Raw genomic sequence first — 23640 nt, forward strand, 5'->3', positions numbered from 1 at the left:
AAAAATTGTAAATAATCCCCGAAATCTGTGTCCAAGCAGTTTCGGGGATTGTCTGTATCTTTGCACCCGAAATCAGACACATTGAATTATGGAAGAAAAAGTTTTGACACGCCGCACGGCTCTCAAGATTATGGGAAGTGCTGCATTGGCTACAGTGATGGCAACATCAGGAGCTTCTGCCCTCACTTCTTGCATCGAAGGCAGGAAGAAGAGAGTGGTATTGTATTTCACAGGCACAGGCAACTGCCTCTATGTCGCTCGCCAACTTGCTGGTAAAGAGGGTGAGATACTCAGCATCCCGCAACTTATGCGCAAGAAGCAGTTCGAGATTGAGGCAGATGAGATAGGACTGGTATATCCTATCTATGGTCACATGCCGCCCAATATGGTGCGTGAGTTCATCAAGAAGGCACAACTGAAAGCTGAATACAAGTTTGCCGTGCTGATCTATGGTATGCGCAAGTGCAACGCCGTGGAGATATGGGATGGGATTTCCCGAAAAGCGGGCAATGTATTCGATTATATTGGTACTATCGTCATGGTGGACAACTGGCTGCCCAACTTCGACATGAACGATCAGATGAAGATAGACAAGCACATACCAGAGAATTTGGCAAAGATAACTTCTGACCTCAGCAACCGCCGCCGTTGGCATGAGCCGGTGACACAAGAAGAGCGTCGGCAGCATGAAGGCTTCATGAGTCTGAGCGGTCTCGATCCTGAAGTAGGATTTCTGATGAAGGCTGATAGGAGTTTCAGGGTGACAGATGACTGTATCCACTGTGGTATATGCACATACGTCTGTCCTCGCGGCAACTATCAACTTACCGGTCAAGGGGTAAAGATGCAGGGCGACTGCGAGTTTTGCTTTGCTTGCATCCAGAACTGTCCACAACGGGCGATACAGTTCAAGAAGAATGAGGACGGCACATGGCCAGATGGTTCGGAGAAGAACCCTAATGCACGCTATCGCAATGAGAACGTGTCGCTGATGGAGTTAAAGTTGGCCAACAACCAGAAAGTATGACAATAATGCCCCGATGATTATGTTACGTAAAATTAGAATAACCCTTGCCGTACTGTTCTTCGTAGCGGTCACGGCATTGTTCCTCGATTTCACTGGTACAGTTCATGCTTATCTCGGTTGGACAGCAAAAATGCAGTTTCTGCCTGCCCTGATGGCAATGAATGTGGGAGTTGTATCACTGCTACTGCTGCTGACCTTAGTTATAGGCAGGGTGTATTGTTCCGTCGTCTGCCCATTAGGGGTGATGCAGGACATCATGTCGTGGCTGAGCGGAAGGCGCAAGAAGAAAAAGTACCGCTTCACCTATTCTAAGGAAGTTAGATGGTTGAGATATAGTGCGCTATGTCTGTTCATAGTCAGTGTGATACTAGGCATACATGCCATTGTGGTGTTGCTTGCTCCCTACAGTTCTTATGGTCGCATTGCCTCCAACCTCTTTGCGCCTGTCTACGACTGGGGCAACAACCTTTTGGCAATGTTGACCGAACGTGCTGAAAGCTATGCTTTCTACGAGACGGATGTTTGGATAAAGGGCGCAACATCCTTTGCCGTTGCCACCATCACTTTTATTATTGTAGGTATATTGGCATGGAGAAACGGCCGAACCTATTGTAACACGATATGCCCTGTGGGCACTGTGCTCGGCTTCTTTTCTCGTTTTTCACTATTCCATCCTGCCATAGACAAGACAAGGTGCAAGAACTGTAGTCTATGTTCACGCCGTTGCAAGGCTGCCTGTATCGACTACGCACACCACCAGATTGACCTAAGTCGTTGTGTGGCATGTATGGACTGCATAGATACCTGCAAACACGGAGCGATAAAACTGAGGAGAAGAACGTTCTCGGGAATCAGCGGCAGGAAAGACAAGGAAAATGTGCCGTCTTCAACATCTTCAGTAAATGACAAACAGATAGACAACGCGCGTCGCAGTTTCCTTTCTGCTACAGCTTTGGTAGCCGTCACTTTGGCAGTAAAAGCACAGCAGAAGAAGGTGGATGGTGGACTTGCGGTCATTGAAGATAAGCAGAGACCTCAGCGTGCCACACCTATACTGCCAGCAGGTTCACTGTCTGCACAGCATTTTGCCGGGGCTTGCACGGCCTGCCAGTTGTGCGTTTCGGCATGTCCCAATGAGGTGTTGCGCCCTTCCACCAATCTGCATACGTTTATGCAGCCCGAGATGTCATACGAGCGTGGCTACTGCAGTCCGGAGTGCAACCGTTGTTCCGAGGTATGTCCTGCGAAAGCCATCACTCCGATTGGCATTGCTGAAAAGTCATCCACACGCATAGGCCATGCAGTATGGATTAAGAAGAATTGCATCCCCATAGCCGACGGTGTATCTTGCGGCAACTGCGCCCGTCATTGTCCGTCGGGAGCCATACTGATGGTGCCTTCTGACAGTGAAAACCCTGATTCACTGAAGATTCCTGTAATCAATGCAAAGAGGTGTATCGGCTGTGGCGCATGTGAGAATCTATGTCCTGCCCGTCCGTTCAGTGCCATCTACGTGGAGGGGCATGAGCTACACAGCAAATAAGCCTCAATCGCCATGTATCACAATTCAGAATTTTCGCATCGGCATCTCTGGCATGGCACTGCAAGTGGCAGGTGGCTATTACTTCATCAAATATATACAAAAAAATAAAGTTGTAAAGAAATGAAAACATTATTATTTATTGGAGGCATTGGTATGCAGGAAGTGCTGCTTATCGCATTGGTTATATTGCTGTTCTTTGGCGGTAAGAAAATTCCGGAACTCATGAAGGGACTTGGCAAGGGTATCAAGTCGTTCAAGGAAGGAATGAGTGAGGTGACTAAAGACATGGAGGACGAAAAGAAGGATGGAAACAAATCTGAGCTTTTGGGATCATCTCGACCAGCTGCGGACGACAATCATTAAGATTATATGTGTGGCTGTCATAACAGGAATCATCGCATTCTTTTTCAAAGATGAGTTGTTTGGCCTGTTGCTTGCACCCCGTACATCTGGCTTCATCACCTATAGGCTGCTTGAAGCCCTATGTTCCTGGGTGGGAATATCTCAGCCAGACACGTTCGAGGTATTGCTCGTCAACACAGGACTGGCAGAACAGTTCATAATACACGTCAAGACAGCCATGTGCATGGGTGTGCTGTGCTCCTCGCCTTACATTGTCTGCGAGCTATTCCGTTATGTCTCTCCAGCCCTATACGACTATGAGCGTCGCTATGCAGTGGCAGTGATCAGTAGTGGCTATGTGATGTTTATGATTGGTGTCGTGGTGTCATATCTGCTCATCTTTCCGCTCACATTCCGTTTTCTTGGCACTTATCAGGTGAGTGTAGATGTAGCCAATATGGTTACCTTGCAGTCATATATGAGTACGCTCATGATGATGAGTCTTACTATGGGTTTGGTTTTCGAGTTGCCAGTGGTTATCTGGTTGCTCTCACGCATGGGAATAGTCTCATCAGGCTTTCTCAGGAAATACCGCCGTCATGCAGTAGTAATCATCCTTGTTATTGCAGCTGTCATCACTCCAACCTCTGATATCTTTACGCTGTTGTTGGTATCACTACCAATGTACATGCTTTATGAAATCAGTATTTTAATCAGTAAACAAAAAAAGTAATATACAATGGAATATTTAAAATTGAACAATGGTGTTATGATGCCACAAATAGGATATGGTGTCTATCAGATAGCACCGGATGTGTGTGAACGTCATGTGGCTGAGGCATTGAGCGTGGGCTACAGAATGATTGACACGGCTCAGGCTTACCACAACGAAGACGGTGTGGGTAGAGCTGTGGCTGACTGTGGAATCAGTCGCGACGAGATTTTCCTCGTTAGCAAAGTGTGGATTTCCAACTACGGCTATGACAAGGCGAAAGCTTCCATCGAGGAAAGCCTTAGCCGACTACGCACTGACTACATTGACCTTATGCTCCTCCATCAACCTTTCTGCGATCGTTATGGCGCATACCGTGCTCTGCAGGATGCCTATCGAGAAGGTAAAGTGAGAGCTATAGGCGTGGCAAACTTCTATCCCGACCACTTCATCGACCTTGCTGAGAACATGGATATCGTTCCGGCAGTAAACCAAGTGGAGACGCATGTGTTCTGCCAACAGCAGAAGGCGCAAGTCATCATGCGGGGATATAGCACCCAAATCATGTCATGGGGACCATTTGCCGAAGGTCGCAACAATCTTTTCGGGAATGCCACACTGAAAGAGATTGCAGAGCGACATAATAAGACTGTTGCTCAAGTTGCCCTTCGCTGGCTGCTGCAACGGGGCGTTGTCATTATCCCTAAGACAACCCACGTTGAACGCATGAAAGAAAATTATGACATCTTCGATTTCGTTCTGTCTGATGATGATATGGACTTAATCGCTACCCTCGATACAGGCAAAAGCCTCTTCTTTGACCATCACTCGGCAGAGGCGGCAAGGATGTTTATGGGGTGGAAATAACAAGAAGATTATATTATGAAAACGATGAAGAAAATATTAATTTTGATGTTGGGCATATTGACTATCATCAGCTGCTTGGCAGGTACAAAAAAAAGTGACTCTAATAACAATGAAGTAGAAATGGAAAAGATTCTCTTTATCAACGGAAGCCCAAACCGCGACGGCAATACCGCCGCTTTGGCAAAGGTGCTGCTTGAAGGCAGAAAGTATGAAACGATTAATCTCAACGACTATCGCCTCAACTTCTATGGTCAGAAGCTTGAGGGAGACCAGCTTGACGAGGTAATAGCCAAAATGAAGGAGGCAGATATAGTCGTGATGGGTTCGCCAGTTTATTGGCACAACATCTGCGCCTCGGTGCGCACGCTGATGGAACGTTTCTACGGCTATGTGCCAGATGGGGAGTTCAAGGGCAAACACCTGTTCTTCGTATATCAGGGTGCTGCTCCCACAAAGATGATGATAGATGATGGCGAATACAGCATGAGCCGATTTGCTGGTATGTATGGTTTCTCCTACGAGGGCATGGCTACCTGCAAAAGCGAGGCTAAAACATTAAAAGGTAAGTTGAAATGAAGAAGATTATCATGACAATGGTAGGCTGCATCTGGATGATGGCAGCCTACGCACAGGGACCGATGGTCCGATTGAGTAATGGTATTGAGATGCCACAGTTTGGCATCGGAACATTTGCAGTGCCTTCAAATGAGGCTTGCAAGGAAGCTGTACTTACGGCTTTGCGTGCTGGATATAGACATATCGACACGGCTCATGCCTATATGGATGAACGTGGCGTTGGCGATGCCGTAAATGAATTCATTACAGAAGGAGGTTGCAAGCGTGAGGATATTTGGGTGACGAGCAAGATATGGCCGTCGGAATATGCTGACCCTACAGCCATCGACCGCATGCTTCGCCGACTTAACCTTGATTATGTTGACCTTGTATATCCGCATCAGCCTGTAGGAGACATCAAGGCGGCATGGCATAACTTGGAGTTAGCTGTGAAGCAAGGCAAGGTGCGCACTCTTGGTCTCAGCAACTTTGAAGTGCCTGGAGCTGAGGAGTGGTTTCAGTGGTGTGTGGATTCCACTGAGATAAAACCAGTAATCATGCAGATGGAATGTCACCCGTATGCACAGCGCATCCAGAAGCGCAAGTTGGCAGAGAAATACGGCATGAAGGTGGAGTGTTGGTTCCCCCTTGGCGGAGCCATGAGCCAGGGTGCATTGCTCAAAGACCCTGTAATCATGAAGATTGCCAAGGCACATCATGTAAGTCCTGCGCAAGTGATCCTCAGATGGGAGATACAGGAAGGACTGCTGACCATTCCTGGAGCCACCAATCCTGATTATATCCACGAGAACATCGCAGCTGCACAAGGCGAGGTTGGCGGCAAACCGTTCGCCCTCATGGCAAAGGATATGAAGCAGATAAGGAAACTGAATAAGGAGCAGCGTTTCTTCAATGCCGCATACGGAGAAAGGATGAACTACCTCAAATGGAACGTTGCAGATTCTATTGAGCGAGCAGAGGCAGAGCTCACAGCCCTCTCTGCAAAAAAATGGGAGTGGATGGCGGAGAAGAACGTCACTGAACTCGCCCGACTATTCCACAAAGATGCCATGTTCGTACACATGGGTGGAGCATGGGGACGAACGGCTGAACTTATGACAATAGAAAAAGGTTCCATCTGGTACAAACATACCGATATACATCGTGTTGAGCCGCGTATCAGTGGAAACACCGCCGTGGTATATAGCGAACTACAGTTGACGAGCGAGGTAGGAGGTCATGAGGTCTCATTCCCATTCTATGTCAGTGAAGTCTATATCAAAGAAGGAGAAGATTGGAAACTCCTCACATTGGCTTTTACCAAGAAATCGTAGAAATTCCGGCAAACAATAATCATATGATAGCCGATACCTATCAGACGATGATGACAGAGAGTGGAAGTTCTCCGTAGTCCCATGTGAAGACATTGGACAAAAGCGGTGACGAATAGCTAGAAGAAGTGAGTGACGAAGAGTATCATAACATACATCAGTAAAGAAAAACTTAACCGTGTCTGCCTTGTATATACTTATCACTCAGTGGTATATATCAAGGCGACACGGCTGAGTTTCGGGTGTAGGTTTGCATCACTTCCTTCAAGAATGCCAACCTGTCGAGATGCGTTATCAGATAGTTCTTCTCCATGTGACTTTTGCTATAGTAGTTCCTGCCGCCAATCCTCCAAATCTTTCCTTATTTATGCTTCTGGTAATAAGCAATGCCACGCGTTACATTTTCCTTTACGGCTTTGCTGGAGAAGGTGGCACCCGTAACGCCATCTACATGGGCTGTAGCAGCCTTGCTGGCTTTCATGCCATTCCATTTGTTGAGCAGACCCTGTTTTACTTTATTGAAGTAGTTGGGAGTCTCCTGGTTGGCAAGCGGCTTGATTTCTACAATTTTACCTTTCTTGATATAGATAGAAAGGGGCGTATTTTTCATCGGATTTTCTCCTGTTATTCTTATTATTAATTTATATACCCAACAAGTATGACACTAAAATGGAGTTAATTCGACACGAAAAGAGTCATGGTTTCTTTAAGGAGAATTTTAATGAGTTGACTGGCAAGTGTTATCCAACAAGTAGTTTCGTGGATTATCGGTCAGATGTAGAAGTGCCATTGCCTATGATTTATCAGAGTGGCTATCTTGCGATAAAGGATTGGAACATGAATATGGTATCTTTTGGATTTTCCGAATGATGAGGTAAAAAATGGTTTCCTTACTTTGATGGCTACTAGCTATTTACAGCCAAAAGAGTCGACTGATGCTTTTGTTTTACAAGTGGTGAGTGCTATGGACGTGGGCGATTGTAAACAGTTGGAGAAACTGCTCACTTCCTGAAGCAGATAGAGGATATGGACTACGCCAGGGAATATGCGGCAGATGGCAGAAAGTTTTATCAGATAGGCTGCAACTTCTCGTCGAAGACGGGAAGCATTGGTGGGTGGAAAATGAAGTAGGTGATTTGCAAGAATATCCTGAAGATGTAGTGATGCGGCTTTGTTAAGAATGAATCTTCTTTACATTAGCTTGCCTGAGATTCTCGTATTTTCAGACGTTTATTATTTCTTTGAGAATATCGTAAATATGAAGAAAACCGGAAAGGTGTTGGTAATCAGGCGCTTGTGATTTTCTGACAAGATGGTGGCGTTGAGGAAAATCTATAGTTGTACGACTATAACCCCTATAGTTGTACAACCATAACTCTATAGTTGTACAACTATAGCATGTATAGTCGTACAACTGTAACTTTATAGTCGTACAACTATAGGTCTTATTCTTAATAGAGAGCAGAAAACAGAGGATTCAGGCCTCTCAATCCTCTTATTTTTGTCGCTAGATTCAAAAAATGTAGGTATATGAATTATGAGTATAAATTTTGACGGGAGGTATCTTTACAGTTATGATTTGAACTAAAAATGGAGGAATAATGATATGAATACAACAAAGTTAAGAAGAAGCGTTGCGCCGTTGGAATGCTTCTAAGGCTGAGCCGATAAATATTCGTTCATTGTCTGTTATCTTTTTTAAAAAGAACAGAAGATAACTGAATTTAATATATTACATCCACAAGCTTTTGCAGGTGACCCAGAAGTTGTGGTTATCATAAATCATTTATATTCCTTCTGTCAGAAACTTGCGAAGATGCAGGTGCGTGATGCCGTCATCATCATTTTTGGTGAGCAGAGGAGTCATGGAGATAACGTACTTCGGATAGTTGTCTTTGATGGCACGGAGATTGCCAAACTCACGCTCTCTGGTTGCATCGTCAGCTATGATGTAGGAAGCTTGCACGTAGATGCGTTCGCCTCCTGGCTTGGTACAAACAAAGTCGATTTCTCCAGCTTGCAGTTGTCCTACATAAATTTGATAGCCCAAGCGTATGAGGTTCTGATAGATGGTGTTATTTCAATGATATTATCACCAAGGCAACAAAAATATTGAAATTATGCGCAGGTTTCGCATAAAAAATAGTATCTTTGCATTCAATAAACAAATAACATTATGAATATCAAGAACATCCATTTGGCCTATTATAGCGCCACTTTTTCAACAAGGCGCATCGTTCGTGAGATAGCTTCCCAGTTTGAGAAGCCTATCAAGGAGTATGACATCACTTCTGATGTTCCGAAGAATGATATTTCGCTCGATAGCGATGGCGACCTGCTGATTGTGGGCGTGCCTTCCTATGCCGGAAGAGTTCCGGAAATGGCAGCCCGCTCTTTGAAGCGCTTTCTTGGGAACAATACCCCAGTCATTATTGTGTGTGTCTATGGCAACAGAGCATACGATGATACGCTCATAGAAATGAAGGATATAGTGGAAGCACACGGCTTCAAGCTGGTATCTGCTGCAGCCGTCGTAGCCCAGCACTCCATATTTCCAAAAGTGGCAGAAGGGAGACCGGATGCGGATGATATGGAAAAGCTCCATAGCTTTGCAGCAAGGAGTAATGACATTCTATCCCAGATTTCAAAGATGTCTGCCGTCAGTCGTCTGATGGTGAATGGTAATCGCCCTTATCGTGATACCAAGTTGATTCCTCTGCATCCTGAAGGAAGCAAGAGCAAATGTACATCCTGTCATGCCTGTGTAAAGATGTGCCCGGTGGGAGCTATCTCCATGGAGGAACCTTACAAGACAAACGAAAAGAAATGTATCTCTTGTGGAAGATGCATCGTGGTTTGTCCTGAGCATGCCCGCCATTTCGGAGGACTGCTGTACAAGACTGCCAGCTGGAAATTTGAGAAGGACTATGCTGAGCCTAAGCAGCCCGAGTTTTTCTATGTAAAAAGTTGAATGAATAGATACTGATAGCTATTAGCAGATAATAAAACTCGGTTTCTTACCACAAATAATAGGATAAAAAACAACGGAAAAAGGGTTGCAATCCTCGAAAAGATGGATTGCAACCCTTTATACATTATTATATATAAGAGTTAAGATAACTCTATCATATACTTTTGGGGGAACTTATTACAGCTGAGCCAACTCTACAACCTTATCTACTGCAGCGCTCAAGCCGTCCTTGTTCTTACCGCCAGCCTGAGCATAGTGAGGCTGACCGCCACCGCCGCCCTGAATCAACTTGGCAGCTTCGCGAATCATCTTACCAGCGTTCAAACCGTGATCCTTAACCATATCATCGCTGAACATCACGCTGAGCATAGGTTTATCGTTGAAGTAAGAACCTACTACGCAGATCATGTTCTCTGACAATGCCTCGCGAACCTTGAATACCAAATCCTTGGCAGCTGCTGGCTCCATTGGCAATACGGCGGTAACAACCTTCACGCCGTTAATTTCCTTGGCATTCTCAACAAGCTTATCCTTGGCACGCTCTACAGCCTGAGCCTGGAACTTCTCAACATCCTTCTTCAAGGCATCGTGCTCGTCGATGTACTTTCTGATAACACCCTCGAGATCCTTGGCGTTGTTGAACAAGCCCTTCAAGGCTACGATGGTATCCTGCAAACCGTAGATAGCCTCCTCGCATGCCTTACCAGTCAAAGCCTCGATACGGCGGATGCCGGCTGCTACGCTGCTCTCAGAGATAATCTTGAAGAAACCGATCTTACCAGTGCTCTTGGCGTGAATACCACCACAGAACTCGGCAGATGGACCGAAGCGAACCACACGAACCTTGTCGCCATACTTCTCACCGAAGAGGGCGATAGCGCCAAGTTCCTTAGCCTCCTCGATAGGAGTATCGCGGTGCTCATCCAATGGATAGTCGGCACGGATCATCTCGTTTACCATGTGCTCTACCTTGCGGAGCTCCTCATCAGTTACCTTCTGGAAGTGAGAGAAGTCGAAACGCAAGGTGTCCTTATCTACATAAGAACCCTTCTGCTCTACGTGGTCTCCCAAAACCTGCTTCAGGCAGTAGTCGAGCAAGTGGGTAGCTGTATGGTTGGCTGCACTTCCCTCGCGGTTCTCGATATCTACGCAAGCCATGAAATCAGCGTTTACATCCTTTGGCAACTCCTTTACGATGTGGATGCTCTGGTTGTTCTCGCGCTTGGTGTCGATAACCTGGATGGTCTCATCCTCGCTTACGAGCACACCCTTGTCGCCAACCTGTCCACCCATCTCACCATAGAATGGAGTGTTGTCGAGTACCAACTCATAGAAAGAGTTCTTCTTCTGAGTCACCTTGCGGTAGCGCAGGATGTGGCACTCATATTCTGTATAGTCGTAACCCACGAAGTTCTGGTCGCCTTCTTTCAAAACTTCCCAGTCGCCGTTCTCTACAGCAGCAGCATTGCGGGCACGTTCCTTCTGCTTCTTCATCTCCTCGTCGAAGCCTGCAGCATCTACGGTGTAACCATTCTCACGGCAGATAAGCTCTGTCAGGTCGAGAGGGAAACCGTATGTATCGAAGAGGCGGAATGCGCTTACGCCATCAAGCTGAGTCTCGCTATGAGCCTTGAGCTCGTCCATATCGCCATTGAGGAGGTTGATACCCTTCTCCAAGGTGCGGAGGAATGAATCCTCTTCCTCTTTCATCACACGGGTGATGAGCTCCTGCTGGGCAGGCAACTCTGGGAAGGCTGCACCCATCTGCTCTACCAATACATTGACGAGCTTGTACATGAATGCCTGCTTCTGGCCGAGGAATGTGTAAGCGTAACGTACGGCACGGCGCAAGATGCGTCGGATTACGTAACCAGCCTTGGCGTTGCTTGGCAACTGACCATCGGCGATAGAGAAGGCTACGGCACGGAGGTGGTCGGCGCAGACACGCATAGCGATGTCAATCTTCTCCTGCTCATCCTTACCCTCACCATTCTCACCAGTAGGAGTAGTGAAGCCATACTTCTTGCCAGAGATAGCCTCGATTTCCTTGATGATTGGCTGGAAGATATCTGTATCATAGTTAGAGTGCTTGTCCTGCAACATGCGAACCAAGCGCTCGAAGCCCATACCTGTATCGATAACGTGCATTGGGAGTGGTTCGAGAGAACCGTCAGCCTTGCGGTTGTACTGCATGAACACGATGTTCCAGATTTCGATGACCTGAGGGTTATCCTTGTTTACCAACTCACGGCCTGGCACCTGAGCCTTCTCCTCTGGAGTACGAGAATCCACGTGAATCTCTGAGCAAGGACCGCAAGGACCTGTTTCGCCCATCTCCCAGAAGTTGTCGTGCTTGTTACCATTGATGATGTGGTCGGCTGGCACGTGCTTAGCCCAGTAACCTGCAGCCTCGTTGTCGCGTTCCAGACCTTCCTCCTTGCTACCCTCGAATACGGTAACGTAGAGATCGGCAGGGTTGAGTTTCAAAACTTCAGTAAGATACTCCCATGCCATATCAATGGCACCCTCCTTAAAGTAGTCGCCGAAGCTCCAGTTACCGAGCATCTCGAACATGGTGTGGTGGTAAGTATCGTGACCCACCTCTTCGAGGTCATTATGCTTACCGCTTACACGGAGACATTTCTGAGTATCAACACGACGAACATCCTTGCCTGGGTCTTTTGTACCGAGGATGATGTCTTTCCACTGGTTCATACCAGCGTTTGTAAACATCAGCGTTGGGTCATCCTTGATAACCATAGGTGCTGATGGAACAATCTTGTGGCCTTTACCTTCGAAGAATTTCTTGAAGGATTCGCGCACTTCATTAGCTGTCATCATATCTTTTTTATATTTATCTTTAATTTCTTTTTCCTGTTTTGAAGAGGGGATTGAGAGTCCTCTCAGAAAATATTTTTGCCCTTTAGGGCATTTTCTTCCGAAAATCTTTGCAAAGATAAGAAGAATTGTTTAATTTTGCAACTAAATTAATTATTTTTGAAATTAAAGACGGAAAAAATGGCAATAATTCCAGATAAAACAACGAAATTGTACTATTCTATCAAGGAAGTAGGTGAAATGTTTGGTCTAAACGACTCTACGTTGAGATATTGGGAAAAGGAGTTTCCTTTTCTCAAACCGAAGGTTGCTGGCAACAAAGTGCGCCAGTATACTGATAAGGATATTGAGCAGGTAAGGCTCATCTACAACCTTATCAAGGTGAAGGGATTGAAGATTGCGGCTGCCCGTAAGTATCTGAACCAAAACAGAACGGGTGCCGAGAAATCTTCTGAAGTTCTCGACACCCTTATTTCTGTAAGAGATCAGCTCAAAGAGCTCAAAAAGCAGCTCGATGGACTGGTTTAGTAACTTTAAACTTTATGGTTAGTCAGGGTTACCACGCTTCTTCGCCGAAGACATTCTTGATGGTAACTTTAGCTGCTTCTTTCTTGGTGAGCTGGCGGCTCCAGGCTACGCGGCCCTTGGTTGCAGCACCTGCACCATGGTTGTTATATTCGCTGTAGCGGGCTGTCTGTTCGTTGCTCTGCTTGCCCCAGTTGTGCCATCCTTCAGGACGGATGTGGCTGCCCATTTCGCAATTCATGAAGAGGGTAGCTGCATAAGGGCGCCATGGACGGCCCAGATAAACCTTGTCTACGCCTGGCTCGGCGGTAAGTTTGCACTTGTTGAATACATAGCCATATTCCTGACCGGCTGGGCTGGAGGCAGCTGTAATGTAGCTGTTGGCCTTGCTGCGAATCTCACAATTCTCAAACCATGCTCTTCCCGGACCAAAGATGAAATCGGTGGTTCCTTCGATGTAGCAATCGTAGAAGGCTGAACGGTTGTTGGCTATACCTGTATAAACGGTATCCTGATTGCCCAGCAGACGGCAGTTCTGAACCAGGATATGTTCGCCTTCAAGATGCAGGGAGACAGCCTGTCCCAGTTTGGCTGCATTGTTCTCGATGGTGATGTTTTTCAGGGTGATATAACTGCCCTGTACCTTCAGGGTATAAGTGCGGAATGTGCCCATCGGTTTACCCTTTACAGCAGCTTCTGAATCGAGTCCACCTACAGGCATCTTGATGTTGGCATGATCGTCCCATGTGATGATAGTGTTATCACGGTCTTCACCACAGATGGTGATGTTGGTGAGCCATGAAGGGAGGATGAGTTTCTCCTTGTATACGCCTTTCTTAACGTAGATTACCTTGCTGTAATCCATGAAAGCGCGACATACTTCGATGGCTTCGTCGATGGTGCGGAATTCGCCGGTACCATCACGGGATACTACAATCGTGTCGGGGTTGTCATACTTGTTGGCTGCTGCCAGAGGCAACAGGGTCAACATCATTAAAAATGATAAGAATAATTTTTTCATATTGTTTTTAAGCTTGTTTTTTTGAATCTGTTTTTATAAGATGTTGAAATCTGTATGATTTCATGGAAAATCGCCAGATTTAAAATCCGGCGATTCTCTATTATTTATCTTTTCTTTATTATCATAAACTCCTAAGTTACAGGATTCTCTGTACTTCCTGCAGATCATCGATATTTCGGAGTTGGTTCATAATGGTTTTGACTTCTTCGCGGTCGTGAACACGGAGTTCGATGGTTCCGTCGAAGATGCCGTTATCACTACTGATTGTTATCTTGTGGATATTGATACCTAACTGGTCACTAATCACCTTACTTACATCCAGCAGCATGCCCTTGCGGTCGATACCCTTGATTTCGATGGTAGCATCGAAGAGTATCTGCTTGTGCATATCCCATTTGGCATCTACGATGCGGTTGCCGAAACTGGACTTCAGTTTGGCTGCTATGCTGCAAGAGCGCTTATGTATTTCGATGCGGTTCTTGTTGTCGATAAAGCCCATAACGTCATCGCCAGGAATCGCATGGCAGCAGCTAGGGAAGATAAACTGGTTGATGTTCTCCTCGGTCAGGATGAGTGGCTTCTTCTTGTTGAAGTCCTTACCTACCACGAAAAGATCCTGAGGTTTCACGATGCCTTTTTCTGGAGCCTTCTCCTTACTCTTGCCCAGGAATGGAATATAATTGCGCCAGCTGCTGGCCTGCTGTTTCTTAGGCTTGCCCTGCAACTCATCGAAGTCTTTATCGCCCAGGATAATCTGATGGTCGCCCAATGACTGGAAGAGGGTTTCAGGCTTCTGGATATTATGAAAATCGCATAGGCGGTCTACCACCGACGCACTCATCTCGATGCTGTTCTTCTTGAGCCATTCGGTGAGTATGTTTTCTCCCTTCTTCTGAACCTCTCGTGAATCGCGGCGCAGGATGGCCAGAATCTTGCTCTTTGCCTTGGCCGAACTGACGAAGTTGACCCATTCTTCCTGTACATGCTGGCTTTTGGAAGTAAGAATCTCAACCTGGTCGCCACTTTGCAGCTTATGGCTCAGCGGAACCAGCTTATGGTTTACCTTGGCTCCGATGCAGTGGCTGCCCAGGAAAGTATGAATCTGGAAGGCGAAGTCGAGGGCAGTACAGCCTGCCGGCATCGTCTTGATTTCTCCCTTTGGTGTGAAGACGAAGATTTCTGAAGCATAGAGGTTCAGCTTGATGGCATCGAGGAAGTCCATGGCATCCGGTTGCGGATCGTCCAGAATCTCCTTGATGGTGCTAAGCCAGTCGTTCAGTTCGTTCTCATCTTCTGAGTATTCACCCTCGTTTCCTTCTTTGTATTTCCAGTGGGCAGCAAATCCCTTTTCTGCTACCTCGTCCATACGGTCGGAACGGATCTGCACTTCTATCCATCTTCCCTGCTTACTCATCAGGGTAACGTGGAGTGCCTGATAACCATTTGCTTTCGGATGGTTCAACCAGTCGCGTAGACGGTCAGGATGGCTCTTGTAGATTTTGCTGATGGCTACGTAGATATTGAAACATTCGTTTACTTCGTTTGCTCTTACCTTTGGCGTAAAGATAATGCGCACAGCAAGAATGTCGTAAATCTCATCGAAGGTAACGTGCTTATTTTGCATCTTATTCCATATAGAATAAGGGCTCTTCACACGTGCTTTAATCTTGTATTCTACACCTAACTTGTCGAGTTCTTCGCGGATAGGTGCAGTAAAACTCTCGAAAAGGGTATCGCGCTGCGATTCTGTATCGACAAGCTTATGCTCAATATTGGCATACTCCTGTGGATGGTCGTAGCGGAAGCTGAGGTCTTCGAGTTCGATCTTGATTTTGTTCAAGCCCAATCGGTTAGCGAGAGGTGCATAAATATACAAGGTTTCGCCCGCAATCTTGTATTGTTTGTTGGCTGGTTGCGATTCCAGCGTGCGCATGTTGTGCAGGCGGTCGCAAATCTTGATAAGGATAACACGGATGTCATCGCTCATAGTGAGCAACAGTTTTTTGAAGTTTTCTGCCTGTGCTGATGCCTTATCGCCGAAGATTCCACCACTGATTTTGGTGAGTCCATCAACGATTTGTGCCACCTTGGCTCCAAAGATGTTTGAGATATCTTCTACGGTGTAGTCGGTATCTTCTACCACATCATGAAGCAGTGCGGCACAGATGCTCGTTGAGCCGAGCCCCATCTCCTCGCAGGCTATCTGAGCCACGGCGATAGGGTGCATGATATATGGTTCACCCGAGAGGCGGCGCACACCTTTGTGCGCCTGTCGGGCGAAGTTGAATGCCTTGGTCACTATATCTACCTTCTTGCGGTGTCGTGAACTCAGGTAGGTGTCAAGCAGGTGTTGAAAGGCATCGCCAATCAACTGGTTATCAGCCTGCTCTCTTTCGAGGTCTTTCAAGTTCTGGTCATCCATAGTAGGGTCCCTCCAATAAATTTTGTTCTTAATTAGACTGAAAAAACTACAGCGGACGTAGTTCTTTTATTTCACTTTGATTTTCTTTCCAGCACGGATACTGTTACCCTTGATGCCGTTCAGTTTGCGCAGTTTCTTAACGGTTGTTCCGTGGCGTGCTGCTATTTCAGAAAGGGTATCACCATTCTTGATGGTTACACTCTTGCTGCCTTGTTTCCTGTTTCTGCCTCGCTTGCTGCTCTTCTTGCTGCGTGAAGAAGCACTGTGGCGACTGTAGCTGCTTCGTGGGCGGCTATAGGTAGGCTGTGCATCATTGACATCTACGGTAGCGCGCTTCAGGAAGAGTTCATCAGCTCTGTAAGCACAGATGCTGTCCTGCTGGTCGATGAAACTGCCGATGAGGGTAGATGGAAGACGCAATGCCATCGGATGGTTCAAACCGTTGATGATATCATGACGGTACTGTGGATTCAGATTGCGCAGGTGCTCGATGTCGATGTTCAGCACTTTGGAAATCTGTTCCAGGTGGATGTCTTTTGATACTATGATGGTATCTGTCTTTACTGGCAGTTCGCTTACCATAGGGCAGATGTTATGATCGCAGTAGTAGTTCATGATGTAGTTGGCAGCGATGAAAGCTGGTACATATCCACGTGTTTCCTTTGGCAGATATGGATAGATGTTCCAGTAGTCGGCGTTGCCTTTTGCACGATGGATGGCCTTGTTGACATTGGTTGGACCGCAGTTGTAAGCTGCAATCACGAGGCTCCAATCGTCGAATATTTTGTACAGGTCGCTCAGATAGTGGGCTGCTGCATAGGATGCTTTTACCGGGTCGCGGCGCTCATCGATGAGTGAGTTTACCTCCAGACCATATCGCTTGCCAGTAGGCAGCATAAACTGCCATAAACCTGTGGCACCAACGTGTGATACAGCTTTAGGGTTGAGTGCCGATTCAATAACTGGCAGATATTTCAGTTCCAGTGGCAGGTTGTAAGCCTCTAATGCCTCTTCGAAAATTGGCATGTAGAAGTTACTTGCTCCCAGCATGAAACTTACAGAACGGCGTAGTTTGCCGCTGTATCGGTCTATGAATTTCTGTACTACCTCATTGTATGGCATTTCGATGATGGTAGGCATTCTCTTCAGACGGTCGATATACACTTCCTTCTCGAAGACAGGGTTTACATCGCGGTATTTGCAGGTTGTATCTGCCATCATGTAAGTCTGTGCATTGTAAAGGTGGAGCAGGCTGTCGAGGTTATCTTCCATTCCCTCGGGTACTTCGATTTCCTCCTGCTTTCCGTCTTTGTCGGTAACGGTGATGATATCATCGCTATCTGTTTCTTCTGTAACGTCGGTTTGGGCATGAATGCCTTGTAAGCTGAACAGCATCGCTGCTGCCATGACTAGTATTTTCTTCATATTGATGTTTTATCTCGTCTATGTTTCTAATTTCTATTTTGCGTTATAATATATAATAGGTGTATTCTAACTCCTCACGCATTAAAATGTGAGTGAGCAACTTACGCCGAGGCTTCCAGACCGCAGCGGATTGGCAGTCTTGTTGCCGTTATTCAGCATGGTAGGCTCTATTCTGAGCGAGAGATCATCGGAGATGTCAAATTCCGAGAGCGATGCATCTACGTAGGCATCAATCACTGAGAAGGCATAGATGCCTATCATGACGAAGGTTCCCATGTCTCTCCAACGGCGATATTTATCTTTTCGCTTGCGGAAGATTTCCTTATAGCGTTCTATGTTCGATTCGTTGATCTGGGCGCCCAAGTGCAGAAATTGATTGTAGCTTTGGGTGTTGGGGTCATCGTCCATAATATCCATGTAGGCTTGCGAATAGTCGTGATACATCTGGTTGTTCCAGGTGATGGCGTATGTACAGCCTACGAAACCGCCATAGATGAAAGGCAGTTTCCAATATTTGCGATTGTATATCTGTCCGGCACCAGGCAATACCAGTGCCAACCACATGGCGCGCTTGGTGTCTGGTCGCCAGGTAGCCCAGTTGCGCTTTTTGCGTACAGGCTTTACTGGTTGGTTAAGGCTTGCCAGTTTGCTGCTGTCTTGTGCGGTAAGCATCGAGTCGATGGCTATTTTTGCCGAGTCGGCTGATGCAATGGTTGGCACATCGGTCACTTGTTTCTTTTGTTTCGACTTCTGTGCCTGTGCGCCCATCGGTGCCAGAAGCAGCAGGGTTGCCAAACAGATTTGTGATATACTGAGTTTCACTTTTATTCTTGCTTTAACTGATCGAAAACATTCATGATGTGCTCCAGCTCCTCTTCGTTGGCGAATGGAATGCTGATTTTTCCCTTGCCCTTAGCAGAGCAGGTGAACTGCACTTTGGTATTGAGAAACTGTGACAGGCGGTTTTTGAGTTGTGTAAATTCCTCAGGCATCTGAGCCTTAGCCGTGATGGTTTTCTTACCGCTCTCGATGTCTTCTCCGCTCTTGAGTCGCTGTACCATCTCTTCAACCTTTCTTACTGAGTAGCCGTTCTTCTGTATCTCCTTGAACAACTTGATTTGCAGCGAAGGTGAGTCGAGGGCCAGTAGGGCACGGCAATGACCCATGTCGATTTCTTTCTTCTGTAGTGCCATCTGCACCTGGGCAGGAAGTTTGAGCAGTCGCAGATAGTTGGCGATAGCTGCACGGCTCTTGCCCACACGTTCTGAAATTTTCTCCTGTGTCATACCCTCGTTTTCCAGAAGGTGTTCGTAGGCGAGTGCTATTTCTATGGCGTTGAGGTCTTGGCGCTGGATATTCTCTACGAGCGCCATTTCCATTATGTTCTCATCGCTGATGGTGCGGATGTATGCAGGGATAGCTGTCAGCCCCGCAAGTTGTGAAGCGCGCCAGCGGCGTTCACCGGCGATAATCTGGAATCTGTTTTCTGAAACCTGTCTTAAGGTGATAGGCTGGATGATGCCTATGGCCTTGATGCTTTCGGCGAGCTCATGTAGGGCTTCGTCATCAAACTCCCGGCGTGGCTGATTGGGATTCGCCTCAATCTGGTCGAGAGGAATTTCATTGATGGTACTGCTGCCCTGGGTGCGCACTCCCTCGGTAGAGATGAGGGCATCGAGTCCGCGTCCTAAGGCGTTATTCTTTGTACCGTTGTTGTATTTCTTGTGTACTGCCATTTTTTTACTTTTAATTTTGAACATTGAACTTTCTAAAAGGGTTCAATTTCCAAATCTTAACTATTCTTGTTGATAATCTCCTTTGCCAAGGCCAGATGGTTCTTGGCTCCATTGCTTTCTGCATCGTAAAGGATAACTGGGAGACCATGGCTCGGACTCTCGCTCAGCTTCACGTTGCGCTGGATTACGGTCTTGAACACCAATTCCTGGAAGTGGCGTTTCACCTCGTCGTATATCTGGTTGGCAAGGCGTAGACGACTATCATACATGGTGAGCAGGAAACCTTCTATCTCGAGTTTCGGATTCAGCTTGCTCTTGATGATCTTGATGGTATTGAGCAATTTGCTGATACCTTCAAGAGCGAAATATTCACATTGAACTGGGATGATGACACTGTCGGCTGCCGTCAACGAATTGACGGTGATGAGACCGAGCGAAGGCGAACAGTCTATCAGGATGTAGTCGTATTCGTCACGGATAGGCTGCAGCAATGTCTTAATCACCTTTTCGCGATTTTTGAGATTCAGCATCTCTATCTCGGCACCTACCAGGTCGATATGACTAGGAATGATGTCGAGTCCATCAATGTCGGTGGTGTAGATGGCATCGCGCACGTCTGCATGGTCGATGATGCATTCGTAGAGCGAGCAGTCTACCTCGCTGATGTCCACGCCCAATCCACTGGAAGCGTTTGCCTGTGGGTCGGCGTCCACTACGAGTACAGTTTTCTCTAGCGTGGCAAGCGATGCTGCCAAGTTAATGGTGGTAGTAGTCTTTCCTACACCGCCTTTTTGGTTAGCTAATGCGATGATTTTTCCCATTTTCTTAGTAAATTTTCGGCAAAGATACAAAAATATTGTGAGAAAGTCGCTATCTTTAAAGGTTTTTTCGTACTTTTGCACCAAAAAGAAAGATATTTTTATGGAAAATAAGAAACCGTTAGTATTAATTTCGAATGATGATGGCTATCATGCCAATGGAATCAAGACCCTGGTGAGCTTTCTGAAAGACTGGTGCGACCTGCTGGTTGTAGCACCGGAAAGTGCCCGTTCGGGATTCGCCTGTGCCTTCTCGGCTACAACTCCCTTGCGCCTGAAGCGTCGCCACAATATGGGGAATGATGTGGAGGTTTGGTCATGTAGCGGCACACCGGTTGACTGTGTGAAACTGGCATTGGATCAGTTTCTTGCTGATCACAAGCCAGATCTGATTATCGGCGGTATCAATCATGGTGACAATTCGAGCGTGAATAATCATTATTCGGGAACTATGGGTGTAGCTAAGGAGGGCTGTATGCAGCATATTCCAAGCATAGCCTTCAGCAGTTGCAATTATGATGAAAATGCTGATCTCACTCCTTTGCACGATGGGGTACTGAAGGTTGTTAAGATGGTGCTGGAGAAGGGATTGCCAGAATATACCTGTCTGAATGTCAACTTCCCGGCTTTGCCTCCGTTCAAGGGTTTCAAGGGTTGCCGGATGACTCATGGCTCCTGGATCAATGAGGTGGATCATCGCACTCATCCGCATGGATATGATTATTATTGGATGGTGGGTGAATACCGTAATGACGAACCTGAGGCAACGGATACCGACCAGTGGGCTGTGAATCATGGTTACATCGCTATTACCCCAACTAAGATTGATGTAACGGATTATGATTGGTTAAAGAATTTTGAATTATGAAGTATTACCTGATAGTAGGCGAGGCTAGTGGAGATTTGCATGCCAGCAGATTGATGCGCTCGTTGAAAAAAATAGACGAGTTTGCTGAATTCCGCTTCTTCGGCGGTGATTTGATGGCTGCTGAAGGTGGCACTCGCGTCAAGCATTTTAAGGAGTTGGCTTATATGGGCTTTGTGCCTGTACTGCTACATTTGGGTACCATCTTTTCGAACCTGAAGAGATGCAAGGAAGATATTGTGAAATGGAAGCCGGATGTAGTGATACTGGTAGATTATCCAGGATTTAATCTCAAGATAGCTAAGTTCTTGAAAAAGAATACCAATATCCCTGCCTATTATTACATTTCTCCTAAGATATGGGCATGGAAGGAGTGGCGGATCCGCAGCATTAAACGTGATATCGCTGAACTCTTCTCAATCTTGCCATTCGAGGTGCCGTTCTTCGAAAAGAAGCACCGTTATCCTATTCACTATGTAGGTAATCCTACGGCTCAGGAAGTAGGGGAGTTCAGGTCGGGATATCATCAGAGTTTTACGGAATTCTGTCAGGAGAATAATCTTGACACTTATCGCCCTGTTATCGCTTTGCTGGCAGGAAGCCGTCTGCAGGAAATCAAAGACAATCTGCCGGCGATGATTGAGGTGGCTGAGCGTTTTGAAGATTATCAGATGGTGCTTGCCGGTGCTCCTTCGATAGACGATGCTTACTATGAGAAGTTTATCAAAGGTACACCTGTCAAACTGGTGCGTAACAAGACTTATCCGCTCTTGTCGCATGCTTCGGCAGCTCTTGTTACCAGTGGTACCGCAACTTTAGAGACGGCTCTTTTCGATGTGCCTCAGGTGGTATGTTATGAAACGCCTGTACCTCATCTCATCCGTTTCGGTTTCAAGCATATCATCAAGGTGAAGTTTATCTCGCTGGTGAATCTTATCGCCAATAAGGAGATTGTGCCGGAGATGCTTGCCGACCGCTTTTCGGTTGATGGTATTGCCAACGAACTTTATCAGATTCTTCCGGGAGAACCTGGCAGGGATAAGATGTTGGCAGAATATCAGGAAGTTCGAACTCAGTTAGGCGATAAGGTTGCGCCGGATGAGGCTGCGGGCATCATGTTTGATCTTCTGGTTAAGCGTAGGGAAATGCTTCTCCGTATGGCTCGTGAGCGTGCTGAAGCTGAAGCCAAAGCTGCAGCTGAGGCTGCAGAACGTGCGCGACAGAAGGCGATAGCTGAAGCCGAAGCTGCTAAGAAACGTGCCGAAGAGGAAGCTTTGGCGGCGCAGAAACGGGCAGAAGAAGAGGCTGAACTGGCAAGAATAAGAGCAGAAAAAGCCCGACTGGCGGCTGAGGCTAAGGCACGTGAGGCTCAGCAGCGTGCAGCCCAGGCACAGTATGAGGCGCAGGAAGCCCAGAAGGGTGAACGCTTTGAAGAAGAACAGGAAAAAGGTGAAATGTTTTGATAAAAAGCAATCTCTTTCAGTTCTGTAGCGGATATCAATCCGCTGCAGAACTGCTGACTAAGGCTGATTTGTAATCTGCTACCTATGTAGGAGTATTAGCTATCCTAAAAAAACAAACCCAAAAATATATATTTAATTTTAAACCCTAAAAAAATGAAAAAACTAATGACCCTCATTTGTGCCCTCTTTTGTATGGCACAAGTGTATGCAGCAAACCCTGTAAAGCAATGGGGACAGTTGCAGGTAAAAGGTGCGCAGCTTTGCGACCAGAGTGGTAACCCTGTAGTGTTGAGAGGCGTGAGTCTGGGATGGCACAACATCTGGCCTCGGTTCTACAACAAAAAAGCGGTGAAATGGCTTGTGCAAGACTGGCATGCCAACATCATCAGAGCAGCCATGGGAATTCAGATAGACGACAACTATCTGGAAAATCCAGACTTTGCTCTGAAATGCATTATCCAGGTGGTAGATGCCGCCATCAAGAATGATACCTACGTGATTATCGACTGGCATGCACACAAGATGCATACAGCCGAGGCTAAGGCCTTCTTCGGAAAGATGGCGCAGAAGTATGGTAAATATCCTCATGTGCTTTACGAACTCTACAATGAACCTGTTGAGGATAAATGGGAAGACTTGAAGGTATACGCTAAAACCATCATCACGGAAATCAGAAAGTATGATCCGGATAATATCATCCTGATGGGCTGTCCGCATTGGGACCAGGATATTGATATCGTAGCAAAGAGCCCTATCGAGGGTGTGGAGAATGTGATGTATACCCTTCATTTCTATGCAGCTACCCATAAAGATTATCTGCGTGATAAACTGGAGGCTGCCGTGAAGAGCGGTTTGCCGGTCTTTGTATCAGAATGTGCTGGTATGGAGGCTTCGGGTAATGGTCCTCTGGCTCCTGATGAGTATCAGAAATGGCTCGATGTAATGGAGAAAAACAAGGTGAGTTGGGTAAACTGGTCGGTTTCGGATAAGGATGAAACCTGTTCCATGATTTTGCCACGTGCCAAGGCTACCGGCAACTGGACAGATGATCTCATCAAGCCATGGGGCAAGATGGTGAAGCAGGCACTGAAGAAATATAACAGATAACAGCATAGTTTATCGCAAGTACTTTCGTGAGCCAGCGAAGCTACTTGTGTTTTTTTATGGTGATATGAAAAA

21 protein-coding genes and 1 pseudogene are annotated in these 23640 nt (G+C 46.5%); 13 read left to right on the forward strand and 9 right to left on the reverse strand.

All coding sequences use genetic code 11. The features are described 5' to 3' along the window. The first annotated feature begins 88 nt into the window (after positions 1-88). From ONT08_RS13905 to ONT08_RS13935, 7 genes are all read left to right on the forward strand, one after another. Positions 89-1027 carry an EFR1 family ferrodoxin gene (locus tag ONT08_RS13905; RefSeq protein WP_301331971.1) on the forward strand — a complete coding sequence of 313 codons (939 nt, stop codon included), beginning with the start codon at positions 89-91 and terminating at the stop codon, positions 1025-1027. Positions 1028-1046: 19 nt separating this feature from the next. Next, positions 1047-2570: a 4Fe-4S binding protein gene (locus tag ONT08_RS13910; RefSeq protein WP_264960235.1), complete on the forward strand. Its 1524-nt coding sequence runs from the start codon at positions 1047-1049 to the stop codon at positions 2568-2570. 120 nt (positions 2571-2690) lie between these two features. Continuing rightward, positions 2691-2933 carry a Sec-independent protein translocase subunit TatA/TatB gene (locus ONT08_RS13915; protein WP_218435137.1) on the forward strand — a complete coding sequence of 81 codons (243 nt, stop codon included), beginning with the start codon at positions 2691-2693 and terminating at the stop codon, positions 2931-2933. Then, positions 2875-3645: a twin-arginine translocase subunit TatC gene (tatC, locus tag ONT08_RS13920; RefSeq protein ID WP_264960236.1), complete on the forward strand. Its 771-nt coding sequence runs from the start codon at positions 2875-2877 to the stop codon at positions 3643-3645. Before ONT08_RS13915 ends, tatC begins: the two co-directional genes overlap by 59 nt. A gap of 6 nt (positions 3646-3651) precedes the next feature. After that, positions 3652-4491 carry an aldo/keto reductase gene (locus ONT08_RS13925; protein ID WP_264960237.1) on the forward strand — a complete coding sequence of 280 codons (840 nt, stop codon included), beginning with the start codon at positions 3652-3654 and terminating at the stop codon, positions 4489-4491. A gap of 24 nt (positions 4492-4515) precedes the next feature. Then, positions 4516-5067, forward strand: coding sequence for a flavodoxin family protein (locus tag ONT08_RS13930; protein WP_264960238.1), 552 nt, complete (start codon positions 4516-4518; stop codon positions 5065-5067). Then, positions 5064-6380 carry an aldo/keto reductase gene (locus ONT08_RS13935; RefSeq protein ID WP_264960239.1) on the forward strand — a complete coding sequence of 439 codons (1317 nt, stop codon included), beginning with the start codon at positions 5064-5066 and terminating at the stop codon, positions 6378-6380. The genes ONT08_RS13930 and ONT08_RS13935 overlap by 4 nt, the downstream gene beginning before the upstream one ends. Positions 6381-6738: 358 nt before the next feature. Here ONT08_RS13935 and ONT08_RS13940 read toward each other — a convergent pair whose 3' ends face one another. Continuing rightward, entirely contained in the window at positions 6739-6987 is a 249-nt protein-coding gene (locus ONT08_RS13940) for an FMN-binding protein (RefSeq protein ID WP_264960240.1), read from the reverse strand. 59 nt (positions 6988-7046) lie between these two features. On the opposite strand from ONT08_RS13940, the gene ONT08_RS13945 reads away from it, so the two are divergent. Then, on the forward strand, positions 7047-7247 hold the full coding sequence (locus ONT08_RS13945; RefSeq protein ID WP_264960241.1) for a hypothetical protein: 201 nt from the start codon (positions 7047-7049) through the stop codon (positions 7245-7247). Between the two features lie 916 nt (positions 7248-8163). Here the strand turns inward: ONT08_RS13945 and ONT08_RS13950 are convergent. Next, on the reverse strand, positions 8164-8427 hold the full coding sequence (locus tag ONT08_RS13950) for a hypothetical protein (RefSeq protein WP_264960242.1): 264 nt from the start codon (positions 8425-8427) through the stop codon (positions 8164-8166). A 126-nt stretch (positions 8428-8553) separates the two neighbouring features. Between ONT08_RS13950 and ONT08_RS13955 the strand changes: the two genes are divergently transcribed. After that, the gene (locus tag ONT08_RS13955; RefSeq protein ID WP_264960243.1) at positions 8554-9348 is read left to right on the forward strand and encodes an EFR1 family ferrodoxin; all 795 of its coding nucleotides are present in this window, start codon (positions 8554-8556) and stop codon (positions 9346-9348) included. A gap of 177 nt (positions 9349-9525) precedes the next feature. Here ONT08_RS13955 and alaS read toward each other — a convergent pair whose 3' ends face one another. Continuing rightward, positions 9526-12189: an alanine--tRNA ligase gene (alaS, locus tag ONT08_RS13960; RefSeq protein WP_264960244.1), complete on the reverse strand. Its 2664-nt coding sequence runs from the start codon at positions 12187-12189 to the stop codon at positions 9526-9528. Between the two features lie 177 nt (positions 12190-12366). Here alaS and ONT08_RS13965 point away from each other — a divergent pair, with 177 nt between their 5' ends. Next, positions 12367-12714, forward strand: a complete 348-nt coding sequence (locus ONT08_RS13965) for a MerR family transcriptional regulator (protein WP_022121419.1) — start codon at positions 12367-12369, stop codon at positions 12712-12714. 28 nt (positions 12715-12742) lie between these two features. Here the strand turns inward: ONT08_RS13965 and ONT08_RS13970 are convergent, their stop codons facing one another. From ONT08_RS13970 to ONT08_RS13995, 6 genes are all read right to left on the reverse strand, one after another. Further along, positions 12743-13732, reverse strand: a complete 990-nt coding sequence (locus ONT08_RS13970) for a pectinesterase family protein (protein ID WP_254973908.1) — start codon at positions 13730-13732, stop codon at positions 12743-12745. Between the two features lie 136 nt (positions 13733-13868). Next, complete coding sequence (locus ONT08_RS13975) at positions 13869-16154, reverse strand: RelA/SpoT family protein (protein ID WP_264960245.1); 2286 nt, start codon at positions 16152-16154, stop codon at positions 13869-13871. 66 nt (positions 16155-16220) lie between these two features. Beyond that, positions 16221-17579: a lytic transglycosylase domain-containing protein gene (locus tag ONT08_RS13980; RefSeq protein WP_254973911.1), complete on the reverse strand. Its 1359-nt coding sequence runs from the start codon at positions 17577-17579 to the stop codon at positions 16221-16223. Positions 17580-17660: 81 nt separating this feature from the next. Then, positions 17661-18347 carry a DUF5683 domain-containing protein gene (locus ONT08_RS13985; RefSeq protein WP_117586047.1) on the reverse strand — a complete coding sequence of 229 codons (687 nt, stop codon included), beginning with the start codon at positions 18345-18347 and terminating at the stop codon, positions 17661-17663. A gap of 56 nt (positions 18348-18403) precedes the next feature. After that, positions 18404-19315: a ParB/RepB/Spo0J family partition protein gene (locus tag ONT08_RS13990; RefSeq protein ID WP_264960246.1), complete on the reverse strand. Its 912-nt coding sequence runs from the start codon at positions 19313-19315 to the stop codon at positions 18404-18406. 56 nt (positions 19316-19371) lie between these two features. Next, complete coding sequence (locus ONT08_RS13995) at positions 19372-20136, reverse strand: ParA family protein (protein WP_117586026.1); 765 nt, start codon at positions 20134-20136, stop codon at positions 19372-19374. Positions 20137-20236: 100 nt separating this feature from the next. On the opposite strand from ONT08_RS13995, the gene surE reads away from it, so the two are divergent. The 3 genes and pseudogenes from surE to ONT08_RS14010 all read left to right on the forward strand — a co-directional run bounded on the left by surE (position 20237) and on the right by ONT08_RS14010 (position 23568). Then, a complete protein-coding gene (surE, locus tag ONT08_RS14000) occupies positions 20237-21001 on the forward strand; it encodes a 5'/3'-nucleotidase SurE (protein WP_254973914.1) in 765 nt (254 codons plus the stop codon). Next, positions 20998-22137, forward strand: a pseudogene (gene lpxB, locus ONT08_RS14005) (lipid-A-disaccharide synthase); the annotation flags it as partial. The gene surE and the pseudogene lpxB, both read left to right, overlap by 4 nt. 477 nt (positions 22138-22614) lie before the next feature. Continuing rightward, a complete protein-coding gene (locus ONT08_RS14010) occupies positions 22615-23568 on the forward strand; it encodes a glycoside hydrolase family 5 protein (RefSeq protein WP_254973915.1) in 954 nt (317 codons plus the stop codon). Positions 23569-23640: the final 72 nt, after the last annotated feature.

The sequence above is a fragment of the Segatella copri genome, assembly GCF_026015465.1.
In the GTDB taxonomy this organism is placed as follows: domain Bacteria; phylum Bacteroidota; class Bacteroidia; order Bacteroidales; family Bacteroidaceae; genus Prevotella; species Prevotella copri_E.

Coding starts and splice junctions, on each gene's coding strand:
- ONT08_RS14010 (WP_254973915.1), top strand. CDS start 22,615: ATGAAAAAACTAATGACCCTCATTTGTGCCCTCTTTTGTATGGCACAA.
- ONT08_RS13955 (WP_264960243.1), top strand. CDS start 8,554: ATGAATATCAAGAACATCCATTTGGCCTATTATAGCGCCACTTTTTCA.
- surE (WP_254973914.1), top strand. CDS start 20,237: ATGGAAAATAAGAAACCGTTAGTATTAATTTCGAATGATGATGGCTAT.
- alaS (WP_264960244.1), bottom strand. CDS start 12,189: ATGATGACAGCTAATGAAGTGCGCGAATCCTTCAAGAAATTCTTCGAA.
- ONT08_RS13975 (WP_264960245.1), bottom strand. CDS start 16,154: ATGGATGACCAGAACTTGAAAGACCTCGAAAGAGAGCAGGCTGATAAC.
- ONT08_RS13995 (WP_117586026.1), bottom strand. CDS start 20,136: ATGGGAAAAATCATCGCATTAGCTAACCAAAAAGGCGGTGTAGGAAAG.
- ONT08_RS13945 (WP_264960241.1), top strand. CDS start 7,047: ATGGAGTTAATTCGACACGAAAAGAGTCATGGTTTCTTTAAGGAGAAT.
- ONT08_RS13970 (WP_254973908.1), bottom strand. CDS start 13,732: ATGAAAAAATTATTCTTATCATTTTTAATGATGTTGACCCTGTTGCCT.
- ONT08_RS13980 (WP_254973911.1), bottom strand. CDS start 17,579: ATGAAGAAAATACTAGTCATGGCAGCAGCGATGCTGTTCAGCTTACAA.
- ONT08_RS13930 (WP_264960238.1), top strand. CDS start 4,516: ATGAAGAAAATATTAATTTTGATGTTGGGCATATTGACTATCATCAGC.
- ONT08_RS13965 (WP_022121419.1), top strand. CDS start 12,367: ATGGCAATAATTCCAGATAAAACAACGAAATTGTACTATTCTATCAAG.
- tatC (WP_264960236.1), top strand. CDS start 2,875: ATGGAAACAAATCTGAGCTTTTGGGATCATCTCGACCAGCTGCGGACG.
- ONT08_RS13910 (WP_264960235.1), top strand. CDS start 1,047: ATGTTACGTAAAATTAGAATAACCCTTGCCGTACTGTTCTTCGTAGCG.
- ONT08_RS13915 (WP_218435137.1), top strand. CDS start 2,691: ATGAAAACATTATTATTTATTGGAGGCATTGGTATGCAGGAAGTGCTG.
- ONT08_RS13990 (WP_264960246.1), bottom strand. CDS start 19,315: ATGGCAGTACACAAGAAATACAACAACGGTACAAAGAATAACGCCTTA.
- ONT08_RS13985 (WP_117586047.1), bottom strand. CDS start 18,347: ATGGGCGCACAGGCACAGAAGTCGAAACAAAAGAAACAAGTGACCGAT.
- ONT08_RS13925 (WP_264960237.1), top strand. CDS start 3,652: ATGGAATATTTAAAATTGAACAATGGTGTTATGATGCCACAAATAGGA.
- ONT08_RS13905 (WP_301331971.1), top strand. CDS start 89: ATGGAAGAAAAAGTTTTGACACGCCGCACGGCTCTCAAGATTATGGGA.
- ONT08_RS13940 (WP_264960240.1), bottom strand. CDS start 6,987: ATGAAAAATACGCCCCTTTCTATCTATATCAAGAAAGGTAAAATTGTA.
- ONT08_RS13935 (WP_264960239.1), top strand. CDS start 5,064: ATGAAGAAGATTATCATGACAATGGTAGGCTGCATCTGGATGATGGCA.